Origin of the sequence: Aeromonas sp. 600479 (assembly GCF_049175515.1) — a bacterium.
GTDB lineage: Bacteria > Pseudomonadota > Gammaproteobacteria > Enterobacterales > Aeromonadaceae > Aeromonas > Aeromonas veronii_A.
This window is the reverse complement of the sequence record NZ_JAAKVF010000012.1, coordinates 82,105-107,090: the sequence shown is the minus strand read 5'-3', so window position 1 is coordinate 107,090 and position 24,986 is coordinate 82,105. Positions and strand designations below refer to the sequence as shown.

Here is a 24,986-nt window from a genome sequence, read left to right as displayed (position 1 = left end):
AAGTGATTTTTGTGTCAATAAAGGGGCGCAGCCACTGAATGTGGCGCTGCTGTCGTTGCAATGTGCAAAAAGCGAGCGGCAAGGTGCGAGGGGAGCTGCATTTTGCACCTCACTTTGCTGAGTGAGGTGCTGTGAGCGGGATCTGTGGCGCGTCGGTGGGCGTGTTCCCCCATCGACGATCAGGGCGCGGCGTCAGGGCTGGGCGGTGTGGTCTCGCTGACCTGATGCTGGACCTCGATCTGGATACCCTGCCCCAGCACGGTTTTCAGATCCTGCAGGTACTCTTCCAGCGGCGACTCTTGCAGCAGCTGGGCGAGCTCGTTGCCCACCGGGGTGAGGCGGTAGTAGAGCAGGGTGATGTTGTGCTGCTTGCACTGCAGCCGCCAGCGCTGGTTGCCGAACTCCAGCTCGACCCCATCGGCGGGCAGCGGGCCGGACTCCAGCTCCGCGCGATGCAGCAGCCCGAGCTCAAACAGTTGCAGCAGGGCGTTGTAGGGGAGGCGGTATTTGCCAAGGCCGAGCCGCGTTGCCTTGGCGCGGCTCAGCAAGCTGGCCCCCTTGTGCAGCCCCAGCAGCAGTCGCTGCTCGTCGCTGCCGGTGTAGTGGCAAGTCAGTGAACAGATGCGCTGGAACAGCTGGGCCTCGCGCTGAGTCATCTCTTTGAGGGTGGCGAGCGCCCGGATGGAGAAGCGGCCCGGGGTGGCTACTTCCAGCGCGAAGATCCGCCCCCACAGCTGCTGCATCGGCACCATGCTGATATCTTCCGCCAGTTGCAGGAAGCGGGTCAGCCAGTCGCTGTCCATCTCGCCGCCAGCCGCGGTCTCTTCGCAGTGGCGGGAGGCCATCACCATGATGGCTTCCAGATTGCGCTGGCGAGCGGCCTGATCCGCCAGATGGCGAAAGGTGGCGCGCTGTTCGAAGGTGCTGTCGGTATTGCGGGTGAGCATGCCGTCGATGCCGCGACTGCGGGCCAGGCGCAGGGTCTGCTCCTGGCTGCTCAGGATCGAACTCTCTTTTTTCGGGGGGGGGAGGTCTGCCATGCTGACTCCATTCGCACAGGTTCTGGAGCTGAATGTTACTCCAACCGGGATGCCAAGATAACAAAGCGGCCTCCGTGGAGGCCGCTTTTTTTGCAACGAGAGGATTACTCCTCGTAGACGCTCACCTCGACCGCTTCCATCGAATAGGAGGCGGTGGCCATCTCGTGGCTGGAGCTGATCGTGCGCATCTTGCCCTTCACCCAGATGGCATCCCACAGGTCATCCACCGGCGCACCCTTGGGGTAGCTCACATAGATCACCTGATTGGTGGGGGGCGGCGGTACATGGATGCAGGCGCCGAAGTAGGGCACCAGCAGGAAGGCGGTGATCTTCTTGGCATCCCCTTCCAGCGGCACCACGAAGCCCGGAATGCGCACATCCTGGTTGTCCAGCTTCTTGTTTACCCCGCCCACCGGTTGCGGCACGGAGGCGAGATCCCCATCGTGGTTCACCTGCGGAGGTGGCAGCAGTTTCTCCCCTTCCGGGATGAGCACATCCCAGTCGATGGTCTTGTAATCGGCGGCCAGGGCGGGCAGCACCAGCAGGCTGGCGAGCAGCGCCACAATTTTCCACTTCATCATCTGTCCTTCTGTTTCTATTTAGGGCGTCTTGCTAGACGCGAATGCTCATGCCATCGCTCAGGCTGTAGCGGTAAGCGCGGGCGGCAGGGAGCAGGCCGATCACCATGCCCGCCAGCCACACCACCCCCAGCAACTGCCACTCGTAGGCGCTCGGCAGCCCCAGACTCAGTTGCAGGCCATAGTGGCTGAGCAGCCAGGGCGAGGCAAGCCCCTGCCCCAGATAGAGCACGGCGACCCCGAGGGCGATGCCGACCGTGGTCAGCGCCATGGCCTCCAGCGCCAGCAGGAGGAACAGGTGGGCAGGGCCCGCACCGAGGGATCGCAAAATAGCGAGCTCCCGGCGTCGCTCGTTAAGCCCAGCCAGCAGGGTAGTCAGCATGCCGATCAGGCCCGCGACTACCACAAAACCGGCGATGACCGAGAGGGCGGTTTCCGCCACGCTCATCAGGCTCCACAGCTCCTGCAGGGCGGCGCCCGGCAGGATCGCCATCAGCGGCTCCTTGGGATAGGTGTTGACGCTGCGTTGTAGCTGGAACGCCAGGATCCGGTTGCTCAGCCCCACCATAAAGGCGGTGATGGTTTTCGGGGTGAGATCCTGCGCCAGCGCCTGCTCCGGTGTCACGTTCTTGCTGTGGCGGCCGGTATCCCAACCAAGATGGATCGCCTCGATCCCCGCCAGCGGCACATGGATGGTGCGATCGATGGGCGTACCGGTTGGCGCCAGAATGCCCACCACCTTGAACGGCAGGTTGTCGTGCTGGCTGAACGAGGTGTTGCCAGCACCGTGGGCGATAACGATGGATTGGTCAAGGTGATAGCCGAGCTTCTCGGCCACCTGGGCACCGAGTACCGCTTCAAACGGCGTGTCGAATGGCCGCCCTTCCCGCAATTGCAGCGACTGCTGCTGACCGTATTTCAGGTGAGTGAAGTAGTCGCCATTGGTGCCGAGCACCCGAAATCCCTTGTGGGAGTCACCAAGGGAGAGCGGGATGGTCCAGGCGACGCCCGGTTTCTGCTTGATGGCCTGATAGGAGTCCCATCCCACGTTGTTGGTGGGGTTGCCGATGCGAAACACCGAGTAGAGCAGCAGGTTCACCTGGCCGGAGCGGGCGCCAACGATGAGATCGGTCCCCGAGACGGTGTTGGAGAAGCTTTCACGGGCCTGGGTGCGCACCCGCTCCACCCCGAGCAGCAGGGTGACGCTGATGGCGACGGCCAGCAGGGTGAGCCCGGCGGTGAGGCGGCGGGCCCAGAGACTTTGCAGGGCGAGCTTTAGCATGATGCCCTCCGGTTGAGCTGTTGCAGGTTTTCGACCCGCGGGAACAGGGGTTCGAGATAAGGGTCGTGGCTGACGAAGATCAGGGTCGAGCCCTGCTTGTCACACTCCTCGAACAACAGCTTGATAAAGGCCGCCCGGTTGTCGGTGTCGAGTGCAGAGGTGGGCTCGTCGGCGATCACCAGCGGTGGCGAGCCGATCAGCGCCCGTGCGGCGGCAACCCGCTGCTGCTGGCCGATGCTGAGGGCATGGACGGGGCGATGCAGTGCGTCATCCGGCAGTTGCAGCTCCGTCAGCAGACGGCGCGCCTCCTGCTCCGGACTCCCTTGCAGGCGAGCCCGTTTGGCGGGCGAAAAGGTGAGGGCAGCGGTCACGTTGTCCTGCACCGAGAGAAAAGGCAGCAGATTGAACTGCTGGAAGATATAACCCAGATTGGCCGCCCGGAAGTGGTCACGGGCACGGCCAGAGAGCCGGGCCAATGGTTGGCCCAGCACCTCCAGGGTGCCGTGGTTGGCGGTCTGGATCCCGGCCAGCAACCCGAGCAGGGTCGACTTGCCAGAGCCCGACGGGCCCTTGATAAAGACCCGCTCACCCTCGCGGATGGTGAGGGCGGGCAGATCGAGTACAGCGTCGCCACCTGGCCAGGCAAAGGCCAGATCGCGGATCTCAACCACGGCTTTTTTCATGGCGTTACCAGCTCAGCTTGTTGGCGGACGGGGTCAGCTCGCCAGCGGTCTGGCCGGTGGGCAGGATCCCCTGCACGCTCAGCTTCTCAAGGCTCGGATAGACGCTGAACAGGGTCGCCTCAAGGCCGGTCAGTTTGGCTGGTGTAGCGCAGGTGTAGGTGTACATGGCGCCCATATCGGCGTGACCCGCTTCGTCATGATCATGGTGGTCTTCATGTTTGTCGCTGGCAGCCTTGTCATGGTCATGGTCATGGTCATGGTCATGGTCATGGTCGTGATCATGCTCTTCTTTGGCGGCTTGCAGCTCCTGCTGGGTCAGTTTGCAGCCAGCGGCCGGGTCGAAGCGGAACAGGGCATCAGGCTGCTGGAGGCGGGCGACCGCCTTGGCATATTGCGCCTTCTCTTCATCGCTCTTGGCAGCGTGCTCGAAGCCCACCAGATCGGCTGCGGGGGCCTGCAGTTCGATCATCAACTGGTCGCCATCGACCACCAGATTGAGGTGGCCGTGGCCATGCTCGTGGGCACCGTGGCTGTGGCTCTCGTGTTCGTCGTGATTTGCGTGTGCGCCAAAGGCCGCAGCGGCCAGCAACAGAGTAACTGCTTTCATCTTTAATCCTTTTTCAAAACAAATAGCGAAATTAAACAAAGGGATAGAGAAAAGCAGAGGCGGGCGGCGCACGGATGGCATAGCTGTGAAGCGTGGCGGTATCCGCCGATCGTTGCATGGTTGCAACTACGGGCAGAACAGAGGTCGAACCGGGGAAACAATAGGGGGTAGCGGTGATGATCTGCTTGCCATCCAGATGGAGGGCGCAGACCAGGCAGTGATGGTCGTCGTGGCCGGGTAGGGCAGATTCAAACTGGTGCCGGGCAAGGGCAGGCTGCAGCCATAACCAGCCCAGCAGCAAGATCCAGATTTTCAGCTTGATACGACCCATAGACCCTTATGGAAAGGGCGCCATCAGCGCCCTTTCTCTCTGACTTAGAGATGGGACTTGATGAGCCCCATCACGGTAGCAATGTTGTTGGCATCGAGCTGGCCATCTTTGGCAAACAGCACCTTGCCCTCTTTATCCAGCAGGATGATCGCCGAGCTTTCCGGCGTCAGATCCCAGGCGTTGCGCGCCATGCCCTTGGCATCCAGCACCATGGCGGACCAGGGGAACTCTTTCTTGCTGTCCTCGGCACTGCTCTTCACGAAGCCGGAGGTGCCCCAGATGGCGTCATTGCTGTTGATGACGGTAACGGTCTGGTACTTGTCTTGCGGCAACTTGGCGGCCTTGATCGCCTCGATCATCGGGGCGTTCAGCTCCTTGGCACTGGAGCGACCTGCAATATGCTGGATCAGGAATACCTTGCCGGTGAGCGAGGTGCTCTGCCACGGCTGGTAGCCGATATCCTTGCCATTCAGTACCAGCTCACCCTTGTCGCTGACATTGACCAGCGGCACCGGGTTGCCATCTTTGAAGTTGTGAGCAAAGACCAGAGATGGCAGCAGCGCCAAAGTAAGTACGAGATGTTTCATCCTGATGACACTCCATTTGTTATGTTATAACGAGTTTCGGATTGAGGGAATGGGCGAGCTTCATCCTAAACTGATCGGATCTGTTTAAAAAGTGTTAAATAAGATCGCAATTCAGAAGCGTCGGCGCCCCGCCAGTCAGGTGGTTGGCTGGCAAGGGCGGCTAGGATGGCATGACATCGATAAAAATCAATGAATTGGCTGCTGGTCTGAGCTGTCTGCGTCAGTAGAGCGACTCGCTGATGAGGGGGATCTTGGCCATGGTCATCTGCTGGGCCAGCAGGGACGAGCCGGTCAGCAGCACATGGCGCTGATTGTTGATCACCACAACATCACCGGGTACGCCACTGTCTGCCGTAATGGCCAGCCAGGCAGGGGAGACGCTGCCGATGCTGATATCCGGATAGATGATGCTGAGCACATATTGCGGCGCCAGCTCCGCCAGCAGACTGGCCATCAACAGTGCCTTCTCGTCGCTGTCGGCCTTGTTATCCTGCAACGCCTGCAGCGGCGGCGCGAAGTGATCCAGCTGCTCCGGTTGGGTGGGGATGGCGTTCAGCCACTCCTGCAGCAGGCTGACGCTGGTGGCGAGATCCTTGGCGGCAAACTGCTGCGCCAGCGGCTTGAGATGCCCTTTGAAGTGGTAGAAGAGCTGGGAGTAATCGGGTCGCACGCAAGGCAGTTTGCGATTGGCCGGATGGACGCAGGGGATCACCCTCATCTGGTAGAAGGCATCCTCCTGATACTGCTGGTAGGCTTGCCAGAACAGCAGAGACTCCATGCTGTTGTCCCGCAGGGTGAATGCCTGCTCCAGATTACGAAACTTGGTAGCGGTCTCGGGGCTGCTCTGGTTGATGAGGTTGAGGCTGTTGTAGAGGCGCGGGCTGATATAGGCGTAGAGCGTCTCCAGCGGATTGGTGAGAGAGGCGTCAAGCAGACTCATCTCGTGGCGACTGGCGGCCATCACCTGATCGTTGGTGGTCAGATGGAAGTGCTTGCGTTGCCCATCGCTGGATTGCCATTGCCAGCTCATGTTGATCTCGCTGGCGTTGCTTGTGGCGCCAAGGGTGGCGAAGAGAGTGAGGCTGAGCAACAGCGCGGGGGTCAGCTTCATGGTGGTGCTTCCTGCCGTGGACGATAATTAACAACTAGGTGAGCCGGCACCACTTAGGTGATGTTTCGTTTTGTGAGCTGTATAACAGATTGATGTGACTTTTAATTTAATTGTGAAAATAAGTCACTCGGGAGGGCATATGAGGCCTTGGATCATAGTGCTACTGGGTGGGCTCAGCCTGCCTGCCATGGCGGGTCAGGTGATCGTCAATCAGGGGATGTCCGTTGCGGATACCTTTGCCCTGCGCGATCAGCTGGCGCGAGAACACGAATGGCAGGAGTGGCTGCGCTACCAGCAGGCCATCAAGTGGCTGGAGGTATTGCCGGTCAACTGCGAGCTGATGAGCCAGCCGGGCGGCGGCTATCGCTGTGGCGGTGATTACTATCGTCCCTACCAGAAAGATGGTCGTGAAATATACATTCAGGGCAATCCTGCCGGAGATGCGGCCGGTCAGCTGCCGCAAACACCGACAAAAAAGGCGCCATAAGGCGCCTTTCTCATTCCGTGTGACGCTTACTTGGCAGCGTAACGCTCGGCAGAGGTCTTGATCTCGGCTTCGGCAGCAGCCTTGTCGCCCCAGCCTTCCACCTTGACCCATTTGCCCGCTTCCAGCTCTTTGTAGCGCTCGAAGAAGTGCTGGATCTGGGCTTTCAGCAGTTCCGGCAGATCGTTCACATCCTGGATGTGGTCGTACTGCTTGGTCAGCTTGGAGTGCGGTACAGCAACGATCTTGGCATCTTCGCCAGATTCGTCGGTCATCTTCAGCACGCCAACCGGACGGCAGCGAATGACGGAACCGGCCAGCAGCGGGTAGGGGGTCGGAACCAGTACGTCGACGGGGTCACCATCCAGAGAGAGGGTCGCGTTCACGTAGCCGTAGTTGCACGGATAGAACATCGGGGTAGACATGAAGCGATCGACGAAAATAGCGCCGCTGTCCTTGTCGACTTCGTATTTGATCGGGTCGGCATTCTGCGGGATTTCGATGATGACATAGATATCGTCGGGCAGGCTCTTGCCGGCCGGTACCAGGTTCAGGCTCATGATATTTCCTTCGTTGTTAGTATCAGGATTGCAGGCCGATATTATAGCGATGTGATGTTAAATGACCATATTTCAGCGGATATCGCAGCCAAAGAAGGGTGATGTTTCCGGTTTGCGGCGCGTTGATGCGTGCAGGATGCAACAAAACAGCTGTTTTGATGCCTTGCCGGTGACCTTGGTCATCGGCAAGGGATGTTGAGTTGCAAGTGCAGAGAGTCAGAGCGAGTAGGGGAGTCTCGACTCGTTGACCAGTCGCGACAGTGCTGTTACGACATGAGGATCAAACTGGGTGCCGGAGCGGGACTGGATATACTCCATGGTCTGCGCCAGCGTCCAGGGCTCCTTGTAGGGGCGTTTGCTGAGCAGGGCATCGAATACATCGACCACCGCCACTATCCTCGCCGACAGCGGGATCTGCTGGCCAGTCAGCTGCAGCGGGTAGCCCTTGCCATCGAAGTGCTCGTGGTGGCCCCGAGCGATTTCGGCGCCGAGAGAGAGGTAGCTGGTGCCCTCCACCATCTCGCCCGCCTTGTGCAAGATATTGGCGCCGATTCCTGCGTGCTGCTCCATGATGGCCCGCTCTTCCGGGTCGAACCGCCCCGGTTTGTGCAGGATATGATCGGGGGTACCGACCTTGCCCACATCGTGCAGGATGGAAGCCATGCCGATCATTTCGACAAACTCCGGGGTCAATTGCTCCGGATAAACTGCCATCTGCTGCAACTCTTCCACCAGTGCGTCGGAGAGTTTTTGCACCCGCAGTACATGTTCGCCAGTATCGGAGTCGCGAAACTCTGCCAGCGCCGCCAGTGCCACCACGGTGGCCTCCTGGGCGCGCAGCAACTGGTTGTAGAGATAGAGGTTGTCGTAGGCCGCCGAGATGCGCTGGCAGAAGACATCCAGCAGATCGCACTCGAGGGGATCCAGGGGTTGGGTAGGGGTAAAGCTCAACACGAACTCGCGGCCATTCTGGGCGGCGATATAGAGGGAATCCTGAGGGTGTTCAAAGCGGTTGCAGCGTGCCGCCAATGCCTTCATGACCGAGTCGTTGAGGGTAGGAAAATCGGTTAGCTTGCCCTCGTCCAACAGGGTCTCGTAGTCGCCGGTGGCAGCCAGGATCCCCAGCGTCTCTTCGCCGGGGCGGCGTTCGGCGCAGATAGCCCCTTCGGTGCCCACATCGAGAATGGCGCTGATCTGTTTGAGCACACCAGAGGCAAATTCTTTGAGCGAATGAAGATGGTAGAGATCACCGGCACCTTCGAGAATTTTTCCGAGCCCCTGACGGCTCTTGTCGATGGCGCTGAGGGTTTCGTATGAGCGCAGAGAGGCGATGACGGTGGTGTAGAGTTTTTGTACCGTCAGCTCGGTCTTGGTCTTGTAGTCGTTGATGTCGTAATCGAGGATCACCCGCTGTTCGGGGGCCTGACCGGGCTGGCCGGTACGCAGCACGATCCGCACCAGCGAGTTGTGCATTTCGTTGCGGATCCGGTGCACCAGCCGCAGACCTGCGTCTTCGGTCTCCATCACCACATCGAGCAGGATCAGGGCAATTCTGGGATTGGCTTCCAGCATGCGACCCGCTTCGGCGCCGCTGTAGGCATTAAGCAATTCAAGCGGGCGCGACTTGTAGTGAATATTGGAGAGGGCCAAGCGTGTAGCATGATGAATATCCGGCTCATCATCCACGATCAGCACTTGCCATGGGTTGAGTGCCTTGGGGACCACGACCTCTTCTTCATCGAGTTCGATGATGTCGTCGTCCAGCAAGATGTCGTCCTTGTCTTGGGCACTGCTCATATCGGTTACGCCTCCGGCGCTCAATGAGTATGTGGACAGTATGCACGATCACATCTGCTCGGATCATCAGGATAAGTGTATATCGTGAGCTGGCTCCGCCTCTTTACCTCTACTCGAAAGGCTCCAGATATCCCTGGATCGACTTTTTCAACCAGGCCAACACCTTGCCGTGATAGGCGTTTTCCGCCAGATAGACACCATAATCACGCCACTGCAGGCTGAACTTGTGTTTCAGGGTCAGCAGGGTGCCTTGTCGCAGCTGGCTCTGGATCAGTGGCGAGGGGAGCACCGCCCAACCCAGTCCGTCCAGCACCGCATTGCGCATCAACTCGAAGCTGGAGAGGCCGATATGCTGGCCCCCTACTGGCAACAGGCTTTTTACCGAAAATTCATCGATATAAGAGAGGGTAACCTGAGTGTGATCAGTCAGATCCTGCTGTTTCACCCGTCGCAGGTCGGCCAGTGGATGGCTGGGCGCTACCACCATCAGGGTGCGAATGGGGTTGAGCACGTCGATGTTGAGGCCGCTGCGCTCCTGATCCTCGGTGATGAGGCCAAATGCTGCATCGACAAAGCCCTCTTCCACCAGTGCGGGCAGTTCGGGTGGGGAGGCGAGCACCAGCGAGATACTGGTACCGGGAAACTGGCTGCGCAAGGCAGCCAGCATCTCGCGCCACACCTGTTCCGGGATAGCGTCATCGCGCGCAACCCGCAGTGCTACCTCGGCGCCGGAGGCGTAGTGTTCACACTTTAGCTTGAGGCTGTTGGCCGCTTGCAGGAGTCGCTTGCAGTCATCCAGTACCAGCTCGCCGATGTCGGTCAAGCGACTCTGATTGGCACCGCGTTCAAAAAGTTCGACGCCAAGCTCCACTTCAAGAGAGGCGATGGATGTGCTGACGGCGCTGCGGCTTTTGCCAAGTCGCCTGGCGGTGTTGGCAAGAGAGCCACTGTTTGCGGACTCTACGAAGAGTTCTATCTGATAGAGCTTCATGATGATGTGCAATAAGGAGGGATCTAGCACCACCTTAGCCCGACCTCTGATAGCAAGGCAAACCGTCAGCGTCTGATAACTCGACGCTCAGCGATTCCTGCCCCTGCCGTGACTGCGGCTATCATCTCTACCGTCGCAGCAACAGAAGGAAAATTCTATGTTAATCAGTCGCATGCTTTTAGCGCGCATATTTTTGACGGGGGCCATCCTCACCGAAGTAGCGGGGACATCCAGTATGGCGATGATCCCAGAGGATGCAGCGGGATGGATGAACTACCTGCCGATGTGGGTTCTGATCTCGATCTCTTACCTGTTACTGGCCAAAGCCGCCAAAACAATCTCCATTGGTATTGCGTTCGCATTATGGGAGGGTCTGGGGATTGCACTGATCACCGTCGTCTCCGTGTTGTTTCTCGATTACAACCTGAACGTTCAGGAGCTGATCGGTCTTGCGCTGGCAATAGTGGGTATTGTTATGGTGACCATGGGGGAAACCCATGACGACCCGGTGACAGGAAGTGATACGAGTCATGCGAAGGAGGCGGTATGCACCCGTTAATTATCGTGTTTGGCGCCGCACTGCTGGATATCGGCGCCAATATGGCGATCAACCGCTCGCGGGGATTCCGCTATAAAGGGTGGGGAATGCTGGGAATTATGCTGGTATTGGGTGCCTTTACCCTGCTCTCCGAAGCGGTGAGCAGTGGCAAGATTGATCTTGCTGTGGCCTATGCCACCTGGGGCGCCATCGGTATTCTGGGTACAGCCCTCGGTGGTTTGCTCATCTTCCGTGAGCGACTCAAGCCCATCGGCTGGGCAGGAATGATGGTGATGGCGCTGGCCGTCGCCATGCTGACCACCGCCTGATAACGCTTTATCAATGACCAAGCCGCCCGGTTCGCCGGGCGGCTTTTTGTTTGGCCGATGCAGGCTCAGCACGGCGCTTCGTAGAGCTCCAGCGGCAGACCATCCGGGTCGGCGAAGAAGGTGAAGCGCTTGTCGGTCAGCTCGTCCACCCGCACCGGCTCAACATCGACTTGATGAGCATGCAGATGGGTGATGACCCGGTCGAGGTCGCTGACCCGAAAAGCGAGATGGCGCAGGCCGCATGCCTCGGGGCGGGAGGGGCGCTCGGGGGACGAGGGGAAGCTGAACAGCTCAAGCTGGCTGCCGTCTGGCAGGGCCAGATCCAGTTTCCACGACTGGCGCGCCTCGCGCAGGGTCTCCGCAATGATGGGCAGCCCCAGCACCTCGTGATAGAAGTGGCGCGAGCGTTGGTAGTCGCTGGCGATGATGGCCACATGGTGGATGGCGTCAAACAGCGGAAAGGTCATGGTGTTTCCTTGTCAGCAGCATAGTGAACGGGCAGCCTGCGCTGCCCGTGTTGTTGATCTAGTTGAAGAAACCGCCGAACCAGTCATCCAGTGCACTGCGTGGTGTCGTACTGCTGGCGCAGCTGGTCGGGGAGCCCATAGTCGAAGTTTTGGCCGGAACCTGCAGGCTGCCCGGGCAGTCGCTGGTGACGCGGGTGCCGCTGGCACGGGAGAAGTTGGCCCAGGTGACCCCCTCCGGCATCTGCAGGCTTAGGCTGTTGACGCCGCGCTGGCTCATGTAGCCGCTAAAGAGCTGCAGTGCCCCGCTGGCGCCGGTCAATCCTGCCGGGGTGTTGTCGTCGCGACCGACCCAGATACTGACCAGCTCGTTGTTGTCCATCCCGGTAAACCAGGAGTCGCGCAGCTCGTTGGTGGTGCCTGTCTTGGCCGCCATGGTAGCGCCGGGGAACTTGGCACTGAGCGCGCGGGCCGTGCCCTGGCTCACCGTCTTGGTCATGGCGAACAGGGTCAGCCAGCTTGCCTGACTGTCGGTGACCCGTTTGGCGGTCTGATCATGCTGATAGAGCAGGCTGCCATCCCCCTTGACCACGGCACGAATGGCCGACAGCGGCTGGGTCAGCCCCTGATTGGCGATGGGAAGATACATCTGGTTCACCTCCATCGGCGAGAGGGCCACCGCCCCCAGCACCAGCGATGGATAAGGTTGGATCTCCTGCTGCACCCCCAGCTTGTGCAGTGTGTCGACTACCTTCTCCAGCCCCACCTGCAGACCCAGATTGACAGTCGGCACGTTGAGGGAGCCGGCCAGCGCATCCATCAGCGGTACGCTCTGGCGGAACTTGCGATCGTAGTTTTGCGGCGTCCAGACCTGACCATCCTGACCACGAATGCGGATCGGCTGATCTTTGAGCGGGGTCGCCAGGGTCAGCCCATTGGAGAGGGCGGTGAGGTAGACAGCCGGTTTCACCAGCGAGCCGATCTGGCGGCGGGCATCCAGCGCCCGGTTGAACCCGGCGTAACGGGGATCGCGGCCACCCACCAGCGCCACCACTTCGCCCTTATGCCAGTCGGAGACCACCATGGCCGCCTCCAACTTTTTCTTGCCGCGCTGTTTCTCGATCTGGGCAAGCCCGGAAGAGACGGCCTGCTCGGCGGCATGCTGGGCGATGGGGTCGAGGCTGGTGAAGATCTTGAGGCCAGACTGCTTGAGCAGATCGGCGCCGAAGCGGCTCTGGATCTCTCGCTTGAGCAGTCCCATAAAGGCCGGAGTGCGGCCATAACTCATCTGGCCACGGGCGATGATGCCGAGGGGCTGACGGCTGGCCAGCTCATATTCGGCCTGGGTCAGGCTGCCGTGATCCATTAGCAGCTTCAGCACCAGATCCCGGCGAGTCTTGGCCCGCTCCGGGAAGCGCCAGGGGTCGTAATAGGAGGGGCCCTTCACCAGACCGACCAGCAGGGCGACCTGATCGATATCCAGCTCGTTGACCGGAATGCCGAAGTAGAAGTAGGAGGCGAGGCCGAAACCGTAGACCCCTTGCGAGAAGTTCTGCCCCAGATAGACCTCGTTGAGGTAGGACTCGAGGATCTCGTCCTTGCTGTAGCGATAGTCGATCAGCACTGCCATGTAGGCTTCCTGCAGTTTGCGCCACAGGCTGCGTTCACGGGTCAGGAAGAAGTTCTTGGCCAGCTGCTGGGTCAGGGTACTGCCTCCCTGCACGGTGCGACCTGCGATCAGGTTGGCGAACATGGCCCGCATGATGGCCACCGGCGAGACGCCGCCATGCTGGTAAAAGTCGCGATCTTCGGTGGTGAGCAGGGTCACCAGCAGGCTGTCGGGTACCTCGCTGAGGCGAACCAGCAGGCGATCTTCCCGATCCTCGGTATTGAGGCGATCGAGCAGCACCGGGTCCATCTGGGCGTAACCGAGCTGGCGCTGGTTCTCCAGCGACTGGATCCCCTCAAGGCGCGGGCCGTTGAAGGTGAGTCTCAGGCCACGGGCTCCGTCGGCGCCGTCATAGAACTCGAACGGGCGGCGAATCAGCTCGATGCGGTTGCCGTTGATGGTGTATTCACCCGGTGTGTGAGGCTGGCGCACCTGCTTGTAGCTCAGCATGTTGAGCTCGCGCAGCATCTGGTCCCGCGACAGGCGTTGGCTGGGGTAGAGCTCCAGCGGACGGCTGTAGACCATCACCGGCAGCTGCCACTTCTCGCCATCGAAGCGCTCGCGCACCTTGGTATCGAGGTAGATGCCAAACACCACCATAAAGGCCGCCACCACCAGGGAGAGCTTGAAGCCAAGCCAGAACAGCTTGCGCCAGATGGTGCGTTTGGGCGCTGCCTTCTTGGGGGCACGCTTGCGTCGTTGGGTTGCCATAAATCCTCTTTGCTTTCCTTTCTACTTGTTATGTCGCATTCGCGAACGTTCGAGCGGGATTAACCCGTCGAACCTAGATGCCCATCTTCTTCTTGGTGACTTTGGTCGGCATCGCCTCCAGCGGATTATCCGGCCAGTAGTGGCGGGGATAGCGCCCCTTCATCTCTTTCTTCACCTGCTCGTAAGAGCCAGCCCAGAAGGCGGCCAGATCGGCGGTGATCTGCAGCGGTCGCTGGGCGGGGGAGAGCAGCTCCACTACCAGCGGCACCCGGCCATCGGCTACGCAGGGGGTCGAACCTTGCCCGAACATCTCCTGAATGCGCACCGGGATCACCGGTGCCTGCCCCGGTTGATAGCGGATCCGCACCCGGCTGCCGGTCGGTGCCGCAAAGTGGCTCGGCAGTGCCTCATCCAACCGCCTGGGCAACGGCCAGGGCAGGGATTGGCGCAGGATGTCGCTCATATTGAGCCTCTTCAGCTGCTCCAGCCGGGTCATACCGCTCACCGCTGGCAGCAGCCACTGTTCCAGTGTGGCCAGCAGGCTCTCGTCATCCATCGCGGGCCACCCCTCATCGGGCAGCCAGTCGCAGGCGCAGCGCAGACGGGCCAGCAGTCCTTCGCTGCTCTCGTCCCAAGGCAGCACATGCAGCCCCTTGCGGCGAATGCCTTGCAGCAGGCAGCGCCCTTTCTGCTCGTCAGAGAGTTCGGTTAGCGGTCGCTGGCTCAGCACCAGCTCGCCGATCACCTGCTGGCGCTCGGCGCGCACCCGCTCTTCCCGCTCATCCCAGTCGAACCACTGCCGTTCGCTCACCAGCTCCGGCAGCAGGCGTACCAGTTCGTCCAGCTCGACCGGTTCGGCGATAAAGATGCGGCTGCCGCGATCATTCTGCCCCATCTCGATGGCAATCAGCGCCCCTTGTCCCTGACAGGGATGACCTTCTACCAGATCGCAGCTCACCCCACCACTGAGTTGATAGCGACTGCCGCTGCGCAGCTTGCCGATGCGATCCGGCCAGGAGAGGGCGCAGAGTAGCCCCAGCCACTGACCCTGCGCATTGGCAGGGCGGGCGCCAAGCCGCTCAAACCAGCGGGCCGCCCCCTGACGCAGGGCGTTTTGACGGCGGTGGAACAGCACAGAGAGGCGCTCCGATCCTCGCAGATCTTCTTCCTGCAACGCCACCAGATATGCGGCATCGGCGACAATCCCTGTCAGACCCTCGGACTCCAGCTCGCGGGCACGCAGCAGCATGAGGGCGAGACGAGGGTGGGTACCGAAGGCCGCCATGGCGCGGCCAGCGGGAGTGAGTTGTTGCTCACCCTCCGGCTTCATGGCACCAAGGGTCACCAGCAGCTGCTGGGCGCTGGCCACCGCAGCGGCGGGGGGCATATCTAGAAGCGGCAGATCTTCCACCTTTGCCCCCCACTGGGCGGCGTCCAGCAGCAGGCCGGTCAGCTCCTGAGTGAGGATATCTGGCGGGCTCTGCTCGGCGAGTCGCTCCTGCACCTCGCTGCTCCAGAGCCGGTAGCAGACGCCGGGGCCGAGACGGCCAGCACGGCCTGCCCGCTGGGTGGCGGAGGATTTGGCTATCTGGCGTGTCTCCAGTCGGGTGACACCGCTTTTCAGATCATAGGAGGCCCGTCGTTCCAGCCCGCTGTCGATAACGACAGAGACCCCTTCGATGGTGAGGGAGGTCTCCGCCACATTGGTGGTGAGTACCAGCTTACGGCGGCCCGCAGGCGCCGGTTCGATGGCCGCCTGCTGCGCCGCCATATCGAGGCGGCCGTAGAGGGGGGCGAGGGTCACGTCGTCCGGCAGTTTGTCTGCCAACCACTGCGCCAGCCGCTCGATCTCCCCCTGTCCCGGCAGAAAGACCAGCAGGCTGCCGCGGTGGGCGGACAGCGCTTCGAGTACCACGGCGCCGACCTGCGGCTCCAGCCACTGCTGGCGGTTGGCTGGGCGGTAGTGGTAGTCGATGGGGAAACCGCGCCCTTCCGAGCGAACCACAGGGGCATCCGGCAACAAGGTCTCGAGTGCCATACCATCAAGGGTTGCGGACATAATCAAAAGCTTGAGGTCATCGCGCAGCCCTTGCTGGCTCTCGATGGCGAAGGCCAGCGCGGTATCGGCGTGCAGACTGCGTTCGTGGAACTCATCGAAGATGACCAGCGAGACGCCGCCGAGCTCGGGATCCTGCTGCAACATTCGGGTCAGCACCCCTTCGGTGACGATCTCGAGCCGGGTCGCTGAGCTGGTGCGGCTCTCGCCACGTACCCGCAGGCCGATGCGCTCTCCCACCTTCTCCCCCAGTTGGCGCGCCAGAAAAGTGGCGATATTGCGCGCCGCGAGGCGCCTTGGCTCCAGCATGATGATGCGGCCAGGCAGCCGGTTCTGACGCACCAGCTCCAGCGGCAGCAGAGTCGATTTGCCCGCGCCGGGGGGCGCCTGCAGGATCACGCTGGTGTGGCGGTCGAGGGCGGCAAAGAGTTCGGGCAATACCGAAACGATGGGGAGCTGGGACAAAGCGATGAGCACCTTCTGTAGCAACCGGTAAAACGGCGCCTATTCTGCCACAGCCACCCGCGCCACCGTGAGTGGATGTGCGCAGATGGCCACTCGGGCGGGAGGCTGGCGAGACATGGCCGGATAGCTGCCATAGAATGGGCCCATCCAATGAGCGTGAAAAAGGCATTATCACCACATGGCCAAACTCTTCTTTGCCCTGCCCGTCAAGGAGCTCGCTCCCAAGCTCATCGCCTGGCGCGATCAGCTGCCCTGGCCCGGTCAGCCGGTGCCGCAAGCCAACCTCCACCTGACCCTGGCATTTCTGGGTGAGGCGGACGAGTTGACCACCCGCCGCCTGATCGCCGCCGTGGAGCGCCAGCACTGTCCGCCGCTCTCCATCAGCCTGGATGAGACCGGCTGGTTCAGCCGGGCCAAGGCAGCCTGGATTGGCCCGAAAGAGTGGCCCAACGAGCTGACCGTGCTGGCAAAGGCGCTGCGCCGCCACGGCGAGAAGTTGCGTCTTGGCAATGGCGAGCAGGGTTATCGCCCCCATGTCACCCTGTCGCGCAAGGCGGTCGAGGCGCCTACCATCCTGCCTGCCCCAAATTTTCTGCTGCAGGCCGATGAGTTCTGCCTCTATCAATCCATCTCGACCCCGGACGGGGTTCGCTACGAACCGCTTGCCTGCTGGCCGCTGCGTGCCCGGGTAAAAGAAGATGCGCGGAGGGCTAACCCGTGATTTTTGATCCCCCCCTGCAATCGGGCCAGCTGGTGGCCCGCTACAAGCGCTTTCTGACCGATGTGCAACTCGATAACGGCGAGGTCATTACTATCCACTGCGCCAATACCGGTGCCATGACCGGTTGTGCCGATCCGGGCACCCGGGTCTGGTACTCCACCTCCGATAACCCCAAGCGCAAGCTGCCCAACAGCTGGGAGATCGCCGAAAGCCCGGCGGGCCACTTTATCTGCGTCAACACGGCACGCGCCAATCAGATCGCCCGCGAGCTAATCGAGCAGGAGGCCATCGCTCCGCTGGCGGGTTACAGCCGGTTGCGCACCGAGGTGAAGTATGGCGAAGAGAACAGTCGCATCGATCTGTTGCTGGAAGATGATGAGAAGGGCAATTGTTACATCGAGGTAAAATCTGTCACCCTGCTCGACGAGCGGGAGGAGGCTGGCATGGGCTACTTCCCCGATGCGGTCACCGCCCGTGGTGCCAAGCATTTGCGCGAGTTGATGGCGATGAAAGCGGCGGGCCACAGGGCCGTGCTGCTCTTTATGGTGTTGCACTCCGGAATAAGCCGGATGCGCCCTGCAACCCATATAGATCCGCACTATAGTCTGCTAATTGAGCAGGCAATCGCGGCGGGGGTTGAAATTTTATGCTATCGGCCCCATGTTGGGGTGCAAGGCATGGTGGCTCAAGGATTTATCCCGTTTGAATCTGGTCACCTGTTACCCGAGGGGAGTGCATAAATATTGGAGTGGGTAACATTATTGGTACGGCTTGTTTGCTTACCCGTTACCCTTCTGCTATAGATGTCGCCCTCAATTTATGGATGGCACGGGTAGCGTGCTGAATTAGGAGACAGGGCATGCCAACAGGCGAAAACAGGAAATCTCTGGGCCCCCTGGCCATTGCGGGTGTCGCGCCTTACCAGGAAAAGCCGGGTGAGGAGTACATGAATGACCAACAAAAGGCGCATTTTCGCAAGATCCTGGGTGCCTGGCGCAACCAACTGATGCAGGAAGTTGATCGTACCGTCGACCATATGAAAGACGAGGCTGCCAACTTCCCGGATCCCGTGGATCGTGCCGCGCAAGAAGAAGAGTTCGCTCTTGAACTGCGTACCCGCGACCGTGAACGCAAGCTGATCAAGAAGATCGAGAAGACCTTGCAGCTGCTTGAAGACGATGATTTCGGTTACTGCGAACACTGCGGTATCGAGATCGGTATCCGTCGTCTGGAAGCCCGTCCGACTGCCGACCTCTGTGTCGATTGCAAGACGCTGGCCGAGATCAAGGAAAAACAGATGGCCGGTTGATCCCGACCCTCTGGTATATGAAAAAGGGAGCTCGCGGGCTCCCTTTTTTATTGAGCTTTTGGCGGTCGCGCCCCAGAATGCAGCCTCAATGAATCGCTTACCCGAATAGTCATGCCAGTGAATTCCCCATCCTCACCCCTTGTGCGCCCCTATGTCGGCCGCTTTGCCCCCTCACCCTCAGGCCCGCTTCATTTCGGTTCGCTGATCGCCGCCCTCGGCAGCTTTTTGCAGGCCAGAGCGCAGCAGGGGCGCTGGCTGGTGCGCATCGAAGATATCGATCCTCCGCGAGAGATGGCGGGGGCTGCGACCCTGATCCTCAAAACCCTTGAGGCATACGGTCTCGAGTGGGATGGGGAGGTGATGTTCCAGAGCGCGCGCCACGGCCGTTATGACGAGATCATTGACCAGCTCTATCGGGCGGGGGATCTCTACTGGTGCCGCTGCACCCGGCGAGAAATCATGGCCGCGGGCGGTCTCTACAGCGGCCACTGCCGCACCCTCGGGTTTGCGGCCGAAGGTTGCGCCGCCCGGCTGCGCCAGCACCATCCGGTCTACCACTTCGACGATCGTTTGCAGGGCCATATCGCGGTCCCGGCGGCGCTCGCCGAGGAGGATTTCATTATCCGCCGCCGCGACGGGCTCTACGCCTACAACCTGGCAGTGGTGGTGGATGATATGGACAGCGGCATCACCGAGATAGTGCGCGGCGCCGATCTGCTGGAGCCCACGGTGCGCCAGATTGCCCTCTACCAGACCCTGGGGGCGCCGGTGCCCGACTGGGTGCATTTGCCGCTGGCGGTGTTGGCAGATGGCAACAAGCTCTCCAAGCAGAACCATGCGCCGGCCCTCGCGCTTGATGAGGTGCGACCAGCCTTGTGGCAGGCGCTGCACTTCCTCGGCCAGTGTCCTCCCCCCGAGCTGATGGCAAGCAGGATCGACGAGATCATCGGGTGGGGCATCGCCAACTGGCGGCTCGATCGGGTGCCAGCCAGCCAGAAGATCCCGCTGGACATTGAGTAAAGAGAGCCGGTTTTCGTGTAACAGTACGCGAGCTATGTGCAGATTGACCGCTATTTTCGCTGACAGACGGTTTCATGCGGGATCAATTGTCAGCACGGTTTTTCATTTGGTTAGGCGTGAGCTATGCGCAAGTAGACCGCTATTTTTTGGCTCGGTTTGATTCAAATGAGCTGAAGTAGCCACATGGTTTTTCATTTGTGCAGGCGTGAGCTATGATAGGCCGCTATTTTTTGGCCTCCCGTCAATTTAGAAGTCATGAAGAGGTGTACCATTTTTTCCCAGATCGCAAACTTTTGCCGCAAGGTGCTCGGCAAGGAAGACGGCGAGCAGTCGGTGGAATCCCCCATTCCAGCCCGTGTCGCCGGTCAACGTCGTACCTTAAGCCGTGATCAGCACCCTATTTCGCGCAAAGAGATCAGCGAGAATGCACTCAAGGTGCTCTATCGCCTGAACAAAGGGGGCTACGAAGCCTACCTGGTCGGCGGCGGAGTCCGGGATCTGCTGCTCGGGAAGACGCCCAAGGATTTCGACATCGCAACCGATGCGACGCCGGAGCAGATCAAGGCGCTGTTCAGCAACTGCCGTCTGATTGGCCGTCGTTTCCGCCTGGCCCACATTGTCTTTGGTCGTGACGTGATCGAAGTGGCCACCTTCCGGGGTCACCACCATCAGGTCAATACCAGCAAACATGTGTCGGCCCAGTCTGATGAAGGCATGCTGCTGCGCGACAACGTCTACGGCACCATCGAAGAGGATGCCGAGCGCCGCGACTTTACCGTCAACGCCCTCTACTACAGCGCCAAAGATTTCACCCTGCACGATTTCGAAGGGGGTCTGGAAGATCTGGCCGAGCGCAAGCTTGAGCTGATCGGCGATCCCGAGACCCGTTATCGTGAAGATCCGGTGCGCATGCTGCGCGCCGTGCGCTTTGCCGCCAAGCTGGATATGACCATCAGTCCGCGTACCGCCGCCCCTATCAAGGAGCTGGCGCCACTGCTGCAAGACATCCCGGCTGCCCGCCTGTTTGAGGAGACCCTCAAGCTGTTCCTGGCTGGCGACGGTCTGGCGACCTACAAACTGCTGCGCGAGTATGGCCTGTTCCAACAGCTCTTCCCGCAAGTAGCTGCGCTGTTTACCCCGCACGGCAACTCGCCCTACGAGCAGTTTATCGAGCAGGCGCTGATCGATACCGACACCCGCGTTCGTGAAGATAAACGCGTCACCCCCGCATTCCTCTACGCCACCCTGCTGTGGGGCTGCGTCGAGGCCCGTGGTCGGGTGCTGGAGAACGAGAGCGGCCTGCCCTGGTATGACGCCTTCATGCTGGCGATCAACGAGGTGCTGGACAATCAGGTGCGGATCATCGCCGTTCCCCGCCGTTTCACCACAGATGTCCGCGATATCTGGGCACTGCAACAGCGGTTGACCCGTCGTCAGGGCAAGCACCCCGAGCGCGCCATGGAGCATCCCAAGTTCCGCGCGGCGTTCGACTTCCTGTTGCTGCGCAACCGGGTCGAGCGCGGTCTCGGCGAGCTGGCCAGCTGGTGGGAGCGCTATGTCGCCTCCAATCCGGATGTGCGCCCGCAACTGCAGCGTGAAGCGACCCGTCGCCCGGCCAGCGGTGAGCGCGGTGAGCCCCGCAGCCACGATGGCGAGAAGCGCAGCAGCAACAGCCGCAACCGTCGTCGCCCCCGTCGCCGCAAACCGAAAGTGGCCGAGTGACAACAGACGTGATGACCGAGGTCTTCATCGCCATTGGTTCCAACCTGTCTGACCCGCTGGGTCAGGCTCATCGCGCCGTTGCCGCGTTGGCAAGGTTGCCGGAATCTGTGCTGGTGGAGGCCTCGTCGTTTTACAGCAGCCGCCCCATGGGGCCTGCTGACCAACCGGACTACGTCAATGCCGTGGCCCGGCTCAATACCCGGCTCGCGCCCCTTGCGCTGCTGGATCAATTACAAAAAATCGAGCTGGAACAGGGACGTGTGCGCAAAGATGAGCGGTGGGGGCCGAGAACTCTGGATCTCGATCTGCTGCTCTATGGGGATCAGGTGATCAACCATGAGCGCCTGATCGTACCCCACTACGGCATGAAGGAGCGGGAGTTCGTGCTGCTGCCCCTTGCCGAAATTGCGCCTGCTCTGGTGCTGCCCTGCGGCACCCCGCTCGCCCGACTGGTTGCCCGCTGCCCGCACAATGATTTGGCCATCATTGCCCCGCGTGCAGACGTACAGGAGCCTCTATGAGCAAGATCACCACCGCCAGCCTGCTGAAGATGAAGCAGGACGGTCAAAAGTTCACCGCCATCACCGCCTATGATGCCACCTTTGCCAAGCTGTTCGACGACGAGGGGGCCCACGTGCTGCTCATCGGCGATTCGCTGGGCATGGTGCTGCAAGGGGGTCAGGATACCCTGGCGGTCAACATGGATGAGATGGTCTATCACACCCGTTGTGTGGCGCGCGGTGCCAGCAAGGCACTGGTGGTCGCCGACATGCCGTTCATGAGCTACGCCACCCCCGAGCAGACTTACCAGAACGCTGCCCGCCTGATGGCGGCCGGTGCCCGCATGGTGAAGATGGAAGGGGGCGACTGGCTGTGTGACTCCATCCGCCACCTCACCCGCAACGGGGTGCCGGTGTGCGGTCACCTCGGCCTCACTCCGCAATCCGTTCATGTCTTTGGCGGCTTCAAGGTGCAGGGGCGCGATGAGTTTCAAGCCCAAGAGATCTACCGTCAGGCCCTCGAATTGCAAGCGGCCGGTATCCAGCTGCTGGTGCTCGAGTGTGTGCCCACTGCGCTGGCCGAGCGCATCACCAAGGCGCTTCGCATCCCGGTGATCGGCATTGGTGCCGGCCCCGCGACCGATGGTCAGATTTTGGTGATGCACGATGCCTTTGGCGTCACCTCCGGCTATGTGCCCAAGTTCACCAAGAACTTCCTGGCCGAGACCGGCGATGTGCGTGCCGCCATCCGCCTCTATGTCCAGCAGGTGAGCGAGGGGAGCTTCCCCGGCCCGGAGCACTGCTTCAACTGATCCTGGCAGTTGCATGATGGGGGCTGCGGCCCCCGTCTCTGCTTCTCCGCCTCGCACAGTTAATCCGTATAGCTAATCCGTATCTTATTGATTCATCTAAAGGTGAACTGCTGATAGCCATGTTCGTGCTTCATCCCGCCCGAGCGCTACCGGTAGATGCAACCCGTCTCTCTTTTTGATTTATCGGAAGGTGAACTGCTGATGTTGGTCGTAAATAATCCCGTCGTTCTGCGTGAGCAGATCAGCCAATGGCGCCGTGAAGGGCGTGCCATCGCATTCGTGCCCACCATGGGCAATCTGCATCAGGGCCACCTGACGCTGGTGAAAGAGGCGCACAGCCATGCCGAGAAGGTGGTGGTCAGCATCTTCGTCAACCCGATGCAGTTCGACAAGGCCGAGGATCTTGCCAACTACCCGCGCACCTTGGAGCAGGATTGTGCTGCGCTGGAAGCGGCTGGCGTCGACATGGTATTCACCCCGACCCCGGAGATCATGTATCCGCAGGGGCTGGCGAGCCAGACCTTCGTCGAGGTGCCGGGTCTCTCCAATCTGCTGGAGGGGGCGCTGCGCCCGGGTCACTTCCGCGGGGTCAGCACTGTCGTCACCAAGCTGTTCAATCTGGTCCAGCCGGATGTGGCCTGCTTTGGCCAGAAGGATTACCAGCAGTTGGCGCTTATTCGCAAGATGGTGGCCGACATGGCGATGCCCATCGAGATTGTCGGCGTGCCGACCGTGCGGGCCGAAGACGGGCTGGCACTCTCTTCCCGCAACGGCTACCTGACTGCCGCCGAGCGGGCCATTGCTCCCGAGCTGGCGCGCACCATGAACTGGATCGCCGAGCAGATCGAAGCGGGTGACCACCACCTGCCCTCCTTGGTGGCGCAGGCCAGCCAACGCCTCGACAACGCCGGTTTTCGTACCGATGCCATCGACATCGTCGATGCCGCCACCCTCGAATCTGCCACTGACGAGAGCGCGCAGCTGGTGATCCTGATGGCTGCCTATCTGGGCAAGGCCCGCCTTATCGACAACCGCGTCGTCACCGTAAAGAAGTAATTCTCCCGATTGTCAGCGGACGCCTTCCCGGGCGTCCGCTGCTTTTTCACGCCTGCCATTTGGCGTTTTCCCTCGCGAATCTGCTCGCACCCGCTGTTTTCTCTCTCCACAATCGGCCCTGATGGCCGCTACAGGTGTTTATTTATGTTTACCTTGTTTGCTTCGTTGCTCTTCTGTCTGCTCTGTTTTGCCCTGACCCGGCTACCCGCTTCGGTGCCGCTCTCGCGCAAGGTGCTCGCCGGTCTGCTGCTGGGGGGGCTGTTTGGTCTCGCTCTGCAGCTGGGCTGGGGCGCCGATGATGCCGGCGTCCAGCAGACCCTGGAGTGGGTCAATATCATCGGCGGCGGCTATGTCAGCCTGCTCAAGGTGGTGATGATGCCGCTGGTGTTCACCTCCATCCTCTCCGCCATCAACAAGCTGGAGCAGGCCCAGTCCCTCGGCAAGATCAGCGCCGTGCTGATCGGCTCCATGCTGACCCTGGTGATGATCGCCGGTGTGGTAGGGATGAGCATTACCCACCTGAGCGGCCTTACCGCCACCGGGCTGTTGAGCCACGGCAGCGACGCGGCAGCCCTGCAACAGAGCATGAGCACCATCGACAGTGCCCAGACCCTGCCGGCTCTGCTGCTCTCGCTGGTGCCCACCAACTTTGCTGCTGATATGGCGGGTAGTCGCGGCCTCTCGGTGATCGGGGTGGTGATCTTCACCGTGCTGGCCGGGGTTGCCCTGCTGCAGCTGAAGGCGGAGCATCCAGAGGCCGGTGCTCGCGCCGCTGTGGCCATCGACACCCTGCAACTGTGGGTGATGAAGATGGTGCGGGTGGTGATAGCGCTCACCCCCTATGGCGTGATGGCGCTGATTGCCCGAGTGGTGGCCCACTATCCGCTGAGCGAGATCCTTAATCTGCTCGGCTTTATTCTGGTCTGCTATGTCGCCATTCTGGCGATGTTTGCGGTACACATGGTGATCCTGCTGCTGATCGGTCAGAACCCGCTGCACTACCTGCGGGAAGTATGGGGCGTGCTCACTTTCGCTTTTATCTCCCGCAGCAGTGCTGCCTCCATTCCGCTCAGTATCGAGACCCAGCAGCGCCTTGGCGTGCCCGCCAGCATCGCCAATTTCGCCGCCTCATTCGGTGCCAATCTGGGTCAGAACGGCTGCGCCGGCATCTACCCGGCCATGATGGTGGCGATGATTGCCCCCATGCTCGGCATTAATCCGTTCGATCCGCTGTTCCTGCTGACTCTGCTGCCGGTGATTGCGCTGGGTTCCATCGGGGTGGCTGGCGTCGGCGGTGGCGGCACCTTCGCCGCGCTGATCGTGCTCTCCACTCTCAACTTCCCCATCGCGCTGGTGGGGGTGATGATCGCCATCGAGCCGCTGGTGGATATGGGCCGTACCGCTCTCAACGTCAACGGCTCCATCATGGCGGCGATGATCACCAAGCGCCTGCTGGGCAAACAGCAGCTGGCCGAGACGCAGGTGCTGGAGCAGCAGGCCGCCAGCTAACCCCGAGCGTTACCTAATATGAAAGAAGCCCGCAGTTGCGGGCTTCTTTCATAT

26 protein-coding genes are annotated in these 24,986 nt (G+C 60.9%); 12 read left to right on the top strand and 14 right to left on the bottom strand.

The window, feature by feature from the left end:
* Window positions 1-179: 179 nt before the first annotated feature.
* The 8 genes from G5149_RS13830 to G5149_RS13795 form a co-directional block, all read right to left on the bottom strand.
* Complete coding sequence (locus G5149_RS13830; protein WP_421212664.1) at window positions 180-1,040, bottom strand: TIGR03899 family protein; 861 nt, start codon at window positions 1,038-1,040, stop codon at window positions 180-182.
* Between the two features lie 104 nt (window positions 1,041-1,144).
* Window positions 1,145-1,621 (bottom strand): DUF3299 domain-containing protein, encoded by a 477-nt coding sequence (locus G5149_RS13825; RefSeq protein ID WP_041234071.1) that lies wholly within the window; start codon window positions 1,619-1,621, stop codon window positions 1,145-1,147.
* Window positions 1,622-1,652: 31 nt separating this feature from the next.
* The gene (locus G5149_RS13820) at window positions 1,653-2,900 is read right to left on the bottom strand and encodes an ABC transporter permease (RefSeq protein WP_042052401.1); all 1,248 of its coding nucleotides are present in this window, start codon (window positions 2,898-2,900) and stop codon (window positions 1,653-1,655) included.
* Window positions 2,894-3,583, bottom strand: coding sequence for an ABC transporter ATP-binding protein (locus G5149_RS13815; protein WP_421212663.1), 690 nt, complete (start codon window positions 3,581-3,583; stop codon window positions 2,894-2,896). The genes G5149_RS13820 and G5149_RS13815 overlap by 7 nt, the downstream gene beginning before the upstream one ends.
* A gap of 4 nt (window positions 3,584-3,587) precedes the next feature.
* On the bottom strand, window positions 3,588-4,190 hold the full coding sequence (locus G5149_RS13810) for a DUF2796 domain-containing protein (protein ID WP_088868496.1): 603 nt from the start codon (window positions 4,188-4,190) through the stop codon (window positions 3,588-3,590).
* 31 nt (window positions 4,191-4,221) lie between these two features.
* Complete coding sequence (locus tag G5149_RS13805) at window positions 4,222-4,521, bottom strand: DUF2607 family protein (protein ID WP_005343252.1); 300 nt, start codon at window positions 4,519-4,521, stop codon at window positions 4,222-4,224.
* 44 nt (window positions 4,522-4,565) lie between these two features.
* Window positions 4,566-5,108: a YtfJ family protein gene (locus G5149_RS13800; protein ID WP_005343253.1), complete on the bottom strand. Its 543-nt coding sequence runs from the start codon at window positions 5,106-5,108 to the stop codon at window positions 4,566-4,568.
* Window positions 5,109-5,328: 220 nt separating this feature from the next.
* A complete protein-coding gene (locus G5149_RS13795) occupies window positions 5,329-6,219 on the bottom strand; it encodes a hypothetical protein (RefSeq protein WP_337073482.1) in 891 nt (296 codons plus the stop codon).
* A 139-nt stretch (window positions 6,220-6,358) separates the two neighbouring features.
* Here G5149_RS13795 and G5149_RS13790 point away from each other — a divergent pair, with 139 nt between their 5' ends.
* The gene (locus G5149_RS13790) at window positions 6,359-6,706 is read left to right on the top strand and encodes a hypothetical protein (protein ID WP_005343255.1); all 348 of its coding nucleotides are present in this window, start codon (window positions 6,359-6,361) and stop codon (window positions 6,704-6,706) included.
* A gap of 26 nt (window positions 6,707-6,732) precedes the next feature.
* Here the strand turns inward: G5149_RS13790 and ppa are convergent, their stop codons facing one another.
* From ppa to G5149_RS13775, 3 genes are all read right to left on the bottom strand, one after another.
* Window positions 6,733-7,263, bottom strand: a complete 531-nt coding sequence (gene ppa, locus G5149_RS13785; protein WP_005335667.1) for an inorganic diphosphatase — start codon at window positions 7,261-7,263, stop codon at window positions 6,733-6,735.
* A gap of 216 nt (window positions 7,264-7,479) precedes the next feature.
* On the bottom strand, window positions 7,480-9,060 hold the full coding sequence (locus G5149_RS13780; RefSeq protein ID WP_421212660.1) for a DUF3369 domain-containing protein: 1,581 nt from the start codon (window positions 9,058-9,060) through the stop codon (window positions 7,480-7,482).
* Window positions 9,061-9,169: 109 nt separating this feature from the next.
* The gene (locus G5149_RS13775; RefSeq protein WP_236347269.1) at window positions 9,170-10,051 is read right to left on the bottom strand and encodes a LysR family transcriptional regulator; all 882 of its coding nucleotides are present in this window, start codon (window positions 10,049-10,051) and stop codon (window positions 9,170-9,172) included.
* A gap of 157 nt (window positions 10,052-10,208) precedes the next feature.
* Here G5149_RS13775 and G5149_RS13770 point away from each other — a divergent pair, with 157 nt between their 5' ends.
* Together G5149_RS13770 and G5149_RS13765 are read left to right on the top strand one after the other, a co-directional pair.
* Entirely contained in the window at window positions 10,209-10,610 is a 402-nt protein-coding gene (locus G5149_RS13770) for an SMR family transporter (RefSeq protein ID WP_337073484.1), read from the top strand.
* Window positions 10,598-10,918, top strand: coding sequence for an SMR family transporter (locus tag G5149_RS13765; protein WP_005343259.1), 321 nt, complete (start codon window positions 10,598-10,600; stop codon window positions 10,916-10,918). Before G5149_RS13770 ends, G5149_RS13765 begins: the two co-directional genes overlap by 13 nt.
* Window positions 10,919-10,983: 65 nt before the next feature.
* Here the strand turns inward: G5149_RS13765 and G5149_RS13760 are convergent, their stop codons facing one another.
* From G5149_RS13760 to hrpB, 3 genes are all read right to left on the bottom strand, one after another.
* The gene (locus tag G5149_RS13760) at window positions 10,984-11,385 is read right to left on the bottom strand and encodes a VOC family protein (RefSeq protein WP_005343260.1); all 402 of its coding nucleotides are present in this window, start codon (window positions 11,383-11,385) and stop codon (window positions 10,984-10,986) included.
* A 58-nt stretch (window positions 11,386-11,443) separates the two neighbouring features.
* The gene (gene mrcB / locus G5149_RS13755; RefSeq protein ID WP_421212658.1) at window positions 11,444-13,762 is read right to left on the bottom strand and encodes a penicillin-binding protein 1B; all 2,319 of its coding nucleotides are present in this window, start codon (window positions 13,760-13,762) and stop codon (window positions 11,444-11,446) included.
* A 73-nt stretch (window positions 13,763-13,835) separates the two neighbouring features.
* The gene (gene hrpB / locus G5149_RS13750; protein ID WP_421212656.1) at window positions 13,836-16,283 is read right to left on the bottom strand and encodes an ATP-dependent helicase HrpB; all 2,448 of its coding nucleotides are present in this window, start codon (window positions 16,281-16,283) and stop codon (window positions 13,836-13,838) included.
* A gap of 178 nt (window positions 16,284-16,461) precedes the next feature.
* On the opposite strand from hrpB, the gene thpR reads away from it, so the two are divergent.
* The 9 genes from thpR to G5149_RS13705 all read left to right on the top strand — a co-directional run bounded on the left by thpR (window position 16,462) and on the right by G5149_RS13705 (window position 24,932).
* A complete protein-coding gene (gene thpR / locus G5149_RS13745; protein WP_421212654.1) occupies window positions 16,462-17,004 on the top strand; it encodes an RNA 2',3'-cyclic phosphodiesterase in 543 nt (180 codons plus the stop codon).
* On the top strand, window positions 17,001-17,744 hold the full coding sequence (gene sfsA, locus G5149_RS13740) for a DNA/RNA nuclease SfsA (RefSeq protein WP_019444756.1): 744 nt from the start codon (window positions 17,001-17,003) through the stop codon (window positions 17,742-17,744). Before thpR ends, sfsA begins: the two co-directional genes overlap by 4 nt.
* Window positions 17,745-17,863: 119 nt before the next feature.
* The gene (gene dksA, locus G5149_RS13735; RefSeq protein ID WP_005335644.1) at window positions 17,864-18,313 is read left to right on the top strand and encodes an RNA polymerase-binding protein DksA; all 450 of its coding nucleotides are present in this window, start codon (window positions 17,864-17,866) and stop codon (window positions 18,311-18,313) included.
* 111 nt (window positions 18,314-18,424) lie between these two features.
* Entirely contained in the window at window positions 18,425-19,333 is a 909-nt protein-coding gene (gene gluQRS / locus G5149_RS13730) for a tRNA glutamyl-Q(34) synthetase GluQRS (RefSeq protein WP_421212652.1), read from the top strand.
* Window positions 19,334-19,588: 255 nt separating this feature from the next.
* Window positions 19,589-21,055: a polynucleotide adenylyltransferase PcnB gene (gene pcnB / locus G5149_RS13725; protein WP_069554926.1), complete on the top strand. Its 1,467-nt coding sequence runs from the start codon at window positions 19,589-19,591 to the stop codon at window positions 21,053-21,055.
* An 11-nt stretch (window positions 21,056-21,066) separates the two neighbouring features.
* On the top strand, window positions 21,067-21,576 hold the full coding sequence (gene folK / locus G5149_RS13720; protein ID WP_201993134.1) for a 2-amino-4-hydroxy-6-hydroxymethyldihydropteridine diphosphokinase: 510 nt from the start codon (window positions 21,067-21,069) through the stop codon (window positions 21,574-21,576).
* On the top strand, window positions 21,573-22,367 hold the full coding sequence (panB, locus tag G5149_RS13715; protein WP_042063124.1) for a 3-methyl-2-oxobutanoate hydroxymethyltransferase: 795 nt from the start codon (window positions 21,573-21,575) through the stop codon (window positions 22,365-22,367). Before folK ends, panB begins: the two co-directional genes overlap by 4 nt.
* A 201-nt stretch (window positions 22,368-22,568) precedes the next feature.
* Window positions 22,569-23,423, top strand: coding sequence for a pantoate--beta-alanine ligase (gene panC, locus G5149_RS13710; RefSeq protein WP_019445357.1), 855 nt, complete (start codon window positions 22,569-22,571; stop codon window positions 23,421-23,423).
* A gap of 144 nt (window positions 23,424-23,567) precedes the next feature.
* Window positions 23,568-24,932, top strand: a complete 1,365-nt coding sequence (locus G5149_RS13705; RefSeq protein ID WP_421212650.1) for a cation:dicarboxylate symporter family transporter — start codon at window positions 23,568-23,570, stop codon at window positions 24,930-24,932.
* Window positions 24,933-24,986 lie beyond the last annotated feature (54 nt).

Excerpts from the sequence above, each read along its gene's own strand:
- G5149_RS13780 (WP_421212660.1), bottom strand. The coding sequence starts at position 9,060 with ATGAGCAGTGCCCAAGACAAGGACGACATCTTGCTGGACGACGACATC.
- G5149_RS13770 (WP_337073484.1), top strand. The coding sequence starts at position 10,209 with ATGTTAATCAGTCGCATGCTTTTAGCGCGCATATTTTTGACGGGGGCC.
- G5149_RS13810 (WP_088868496.1), bottom strand. The coding sequence starts at position 4,190 with ATGAAAGCAGTTACTCTGTTGCTGGCCGCTGCGGCCTTTGGCGCACAC.
- G5149_RS13825 (WP_041234071.1), bottom strand. The coding sequence starts at position 1,621 with ATGATGAAGTGGAAAATTGTGGCGCTGCTCGCCAGCCTGCTGGTGCTG.
- G5149_RS13805 (WP_005343252.1), bottom strand. The coding sequence starts at position 4,521 with ATGGGTCGTATCAAGCTGAAAATCTGGATCTTGCTGCTGGGCTGGTTA.
- ppa (WP_005335667.1), bottom strand. The coding sequence starts at position 7,263 with ATGAGCCTGAACCTGGTACCGGCCGGCAAGAGCCTGCCCGACGATATC.
- mrcB (WP_421212658.1), bottom strand. The coding sequence starts at position 13,762 with ATGGCAACCCAACGACGCAAGCGTGCCCCCAAGAAGGCAGCGCCCAAA.
- folK (WP_201993134.1), top strand. The coding sequence starts at position 21,067 with ATGACCGAGGTCTTCATCGCCATTGGTTCCAACCTGTCTGACCCGCTG.
- G5149_RS13760 (WP_005343260.1), bottom strand. The coding sequence starts at position 11,385 with ATGACCTTTCCGCTGTTTGACGCCATCCACCATGTGGCCATCATCGCC.
- G5149_RS13705 (WP_421212650.1), top strand. The coding sequence starts at position 23,568 with ATGTTTACCTTGTTTGCTTCGTTGCTCTTCTGTCTGCTCTGTTTTGCC.
- G5149_RS13775 (WP_236347269.1), bottom strand. The coding sequence starts at position 10,051 with ATGAAGCTCTATCAGATAGAACTCTTCGTAGAGTCCGCAAACAGTGGC.
- panC (WP_019445357.1), top strand. The coding sequence starts at position 22,569 with ATGTTGGTCGTAAATAATCCCGTCGTTCTGCGTGAGCAGATCAGCCAA.
- G5149_RS13800 (WP_005343253.1), bottom strand. The coding sequence starts at position 5,108 with ATGAAACATCTCGTACTTACTTTGGCGCTGCTGCCATCTCTGGTCTTT.
- G5149_RS13820 (WP_042052401.1), bottom strand. The coding sequence starts at position 2,900 with ATGCTAAAGCTCGCCCTGCAAAGTCTCTGGGCCCGCCGCCTCACCGCC.
- gluQRS (WP_421212652.1), top strand. The coding sequence starts at position 18,425 with ATGCCAGTGAATTCCCCATCCTCACCCCTTGTGCGCCCCTATGTCGGC.
- G5149_RS13765 (WP_005343259.1), top strand. The coding sequence starts at position 10,598 with ATGCACCCGTTAATTATCGTGTTTGGCGCCGCACTGCTGGATATCGGC.
- panB (WP_042063124.1), top strand. The coding sequence starts at position 21,573 with ATGAGCAAGATCACCACCGCCAGCCTGCTGAAGATGAAGCAGGACGGT.
- G5149_RS13815 (WP_421212663.1), bottom strand. The coding sequence starts at position 3,583 with ATGAAAAAAGCCGTGGTTGAGATCCGCGATCTGGCCTTTGCCTGGCCA.
- G5149_RS13830 (WP_421212664.1), bottom strand. The coding sequence starts at position 1,040 with ATGGCAGACCTCCCCCCCCCGAAAAAAGAGAGTTCGATCCTGAGCAGC.
- G5149_RS13790 (WP_005343255.1), top strand. The coding sequence starts at position 6,359 with ATGAGGCCTTGGATCATAGTGCTACTGGGTGGGCTCAGCCTGCCTGCC.
- pcnB (WP_069554926.1), top strand. The coding sequence starts at position 19,589 with ATGAAGAGGTGTACCATTTTTTCCCAGATCGCAAACTTTTGCCGCAAG.
- thpR (WP_421212654.1), top strand. The coding sequence starts at position 16,462 with ATGGCCAAACTCTTCTTTGCCCTGCCCGTCAAGGAGCTCGCTCCCAAG.
- dksA (WP_005335644.1), top strand. The coding sequence starts at position 17,864 with ATGCCAACAGGCGAAAACAGGAAATCTCTGGGCCCCCTGGCCATTGCG.
- G5149_RS13795 (WP_337073482.1), bottom strand. The coding sequence starts at position 6,219 with ATGAAGCTGACCCCCGCGCTGTTGCTCAGCCTCACTCTCTTCGCCACC.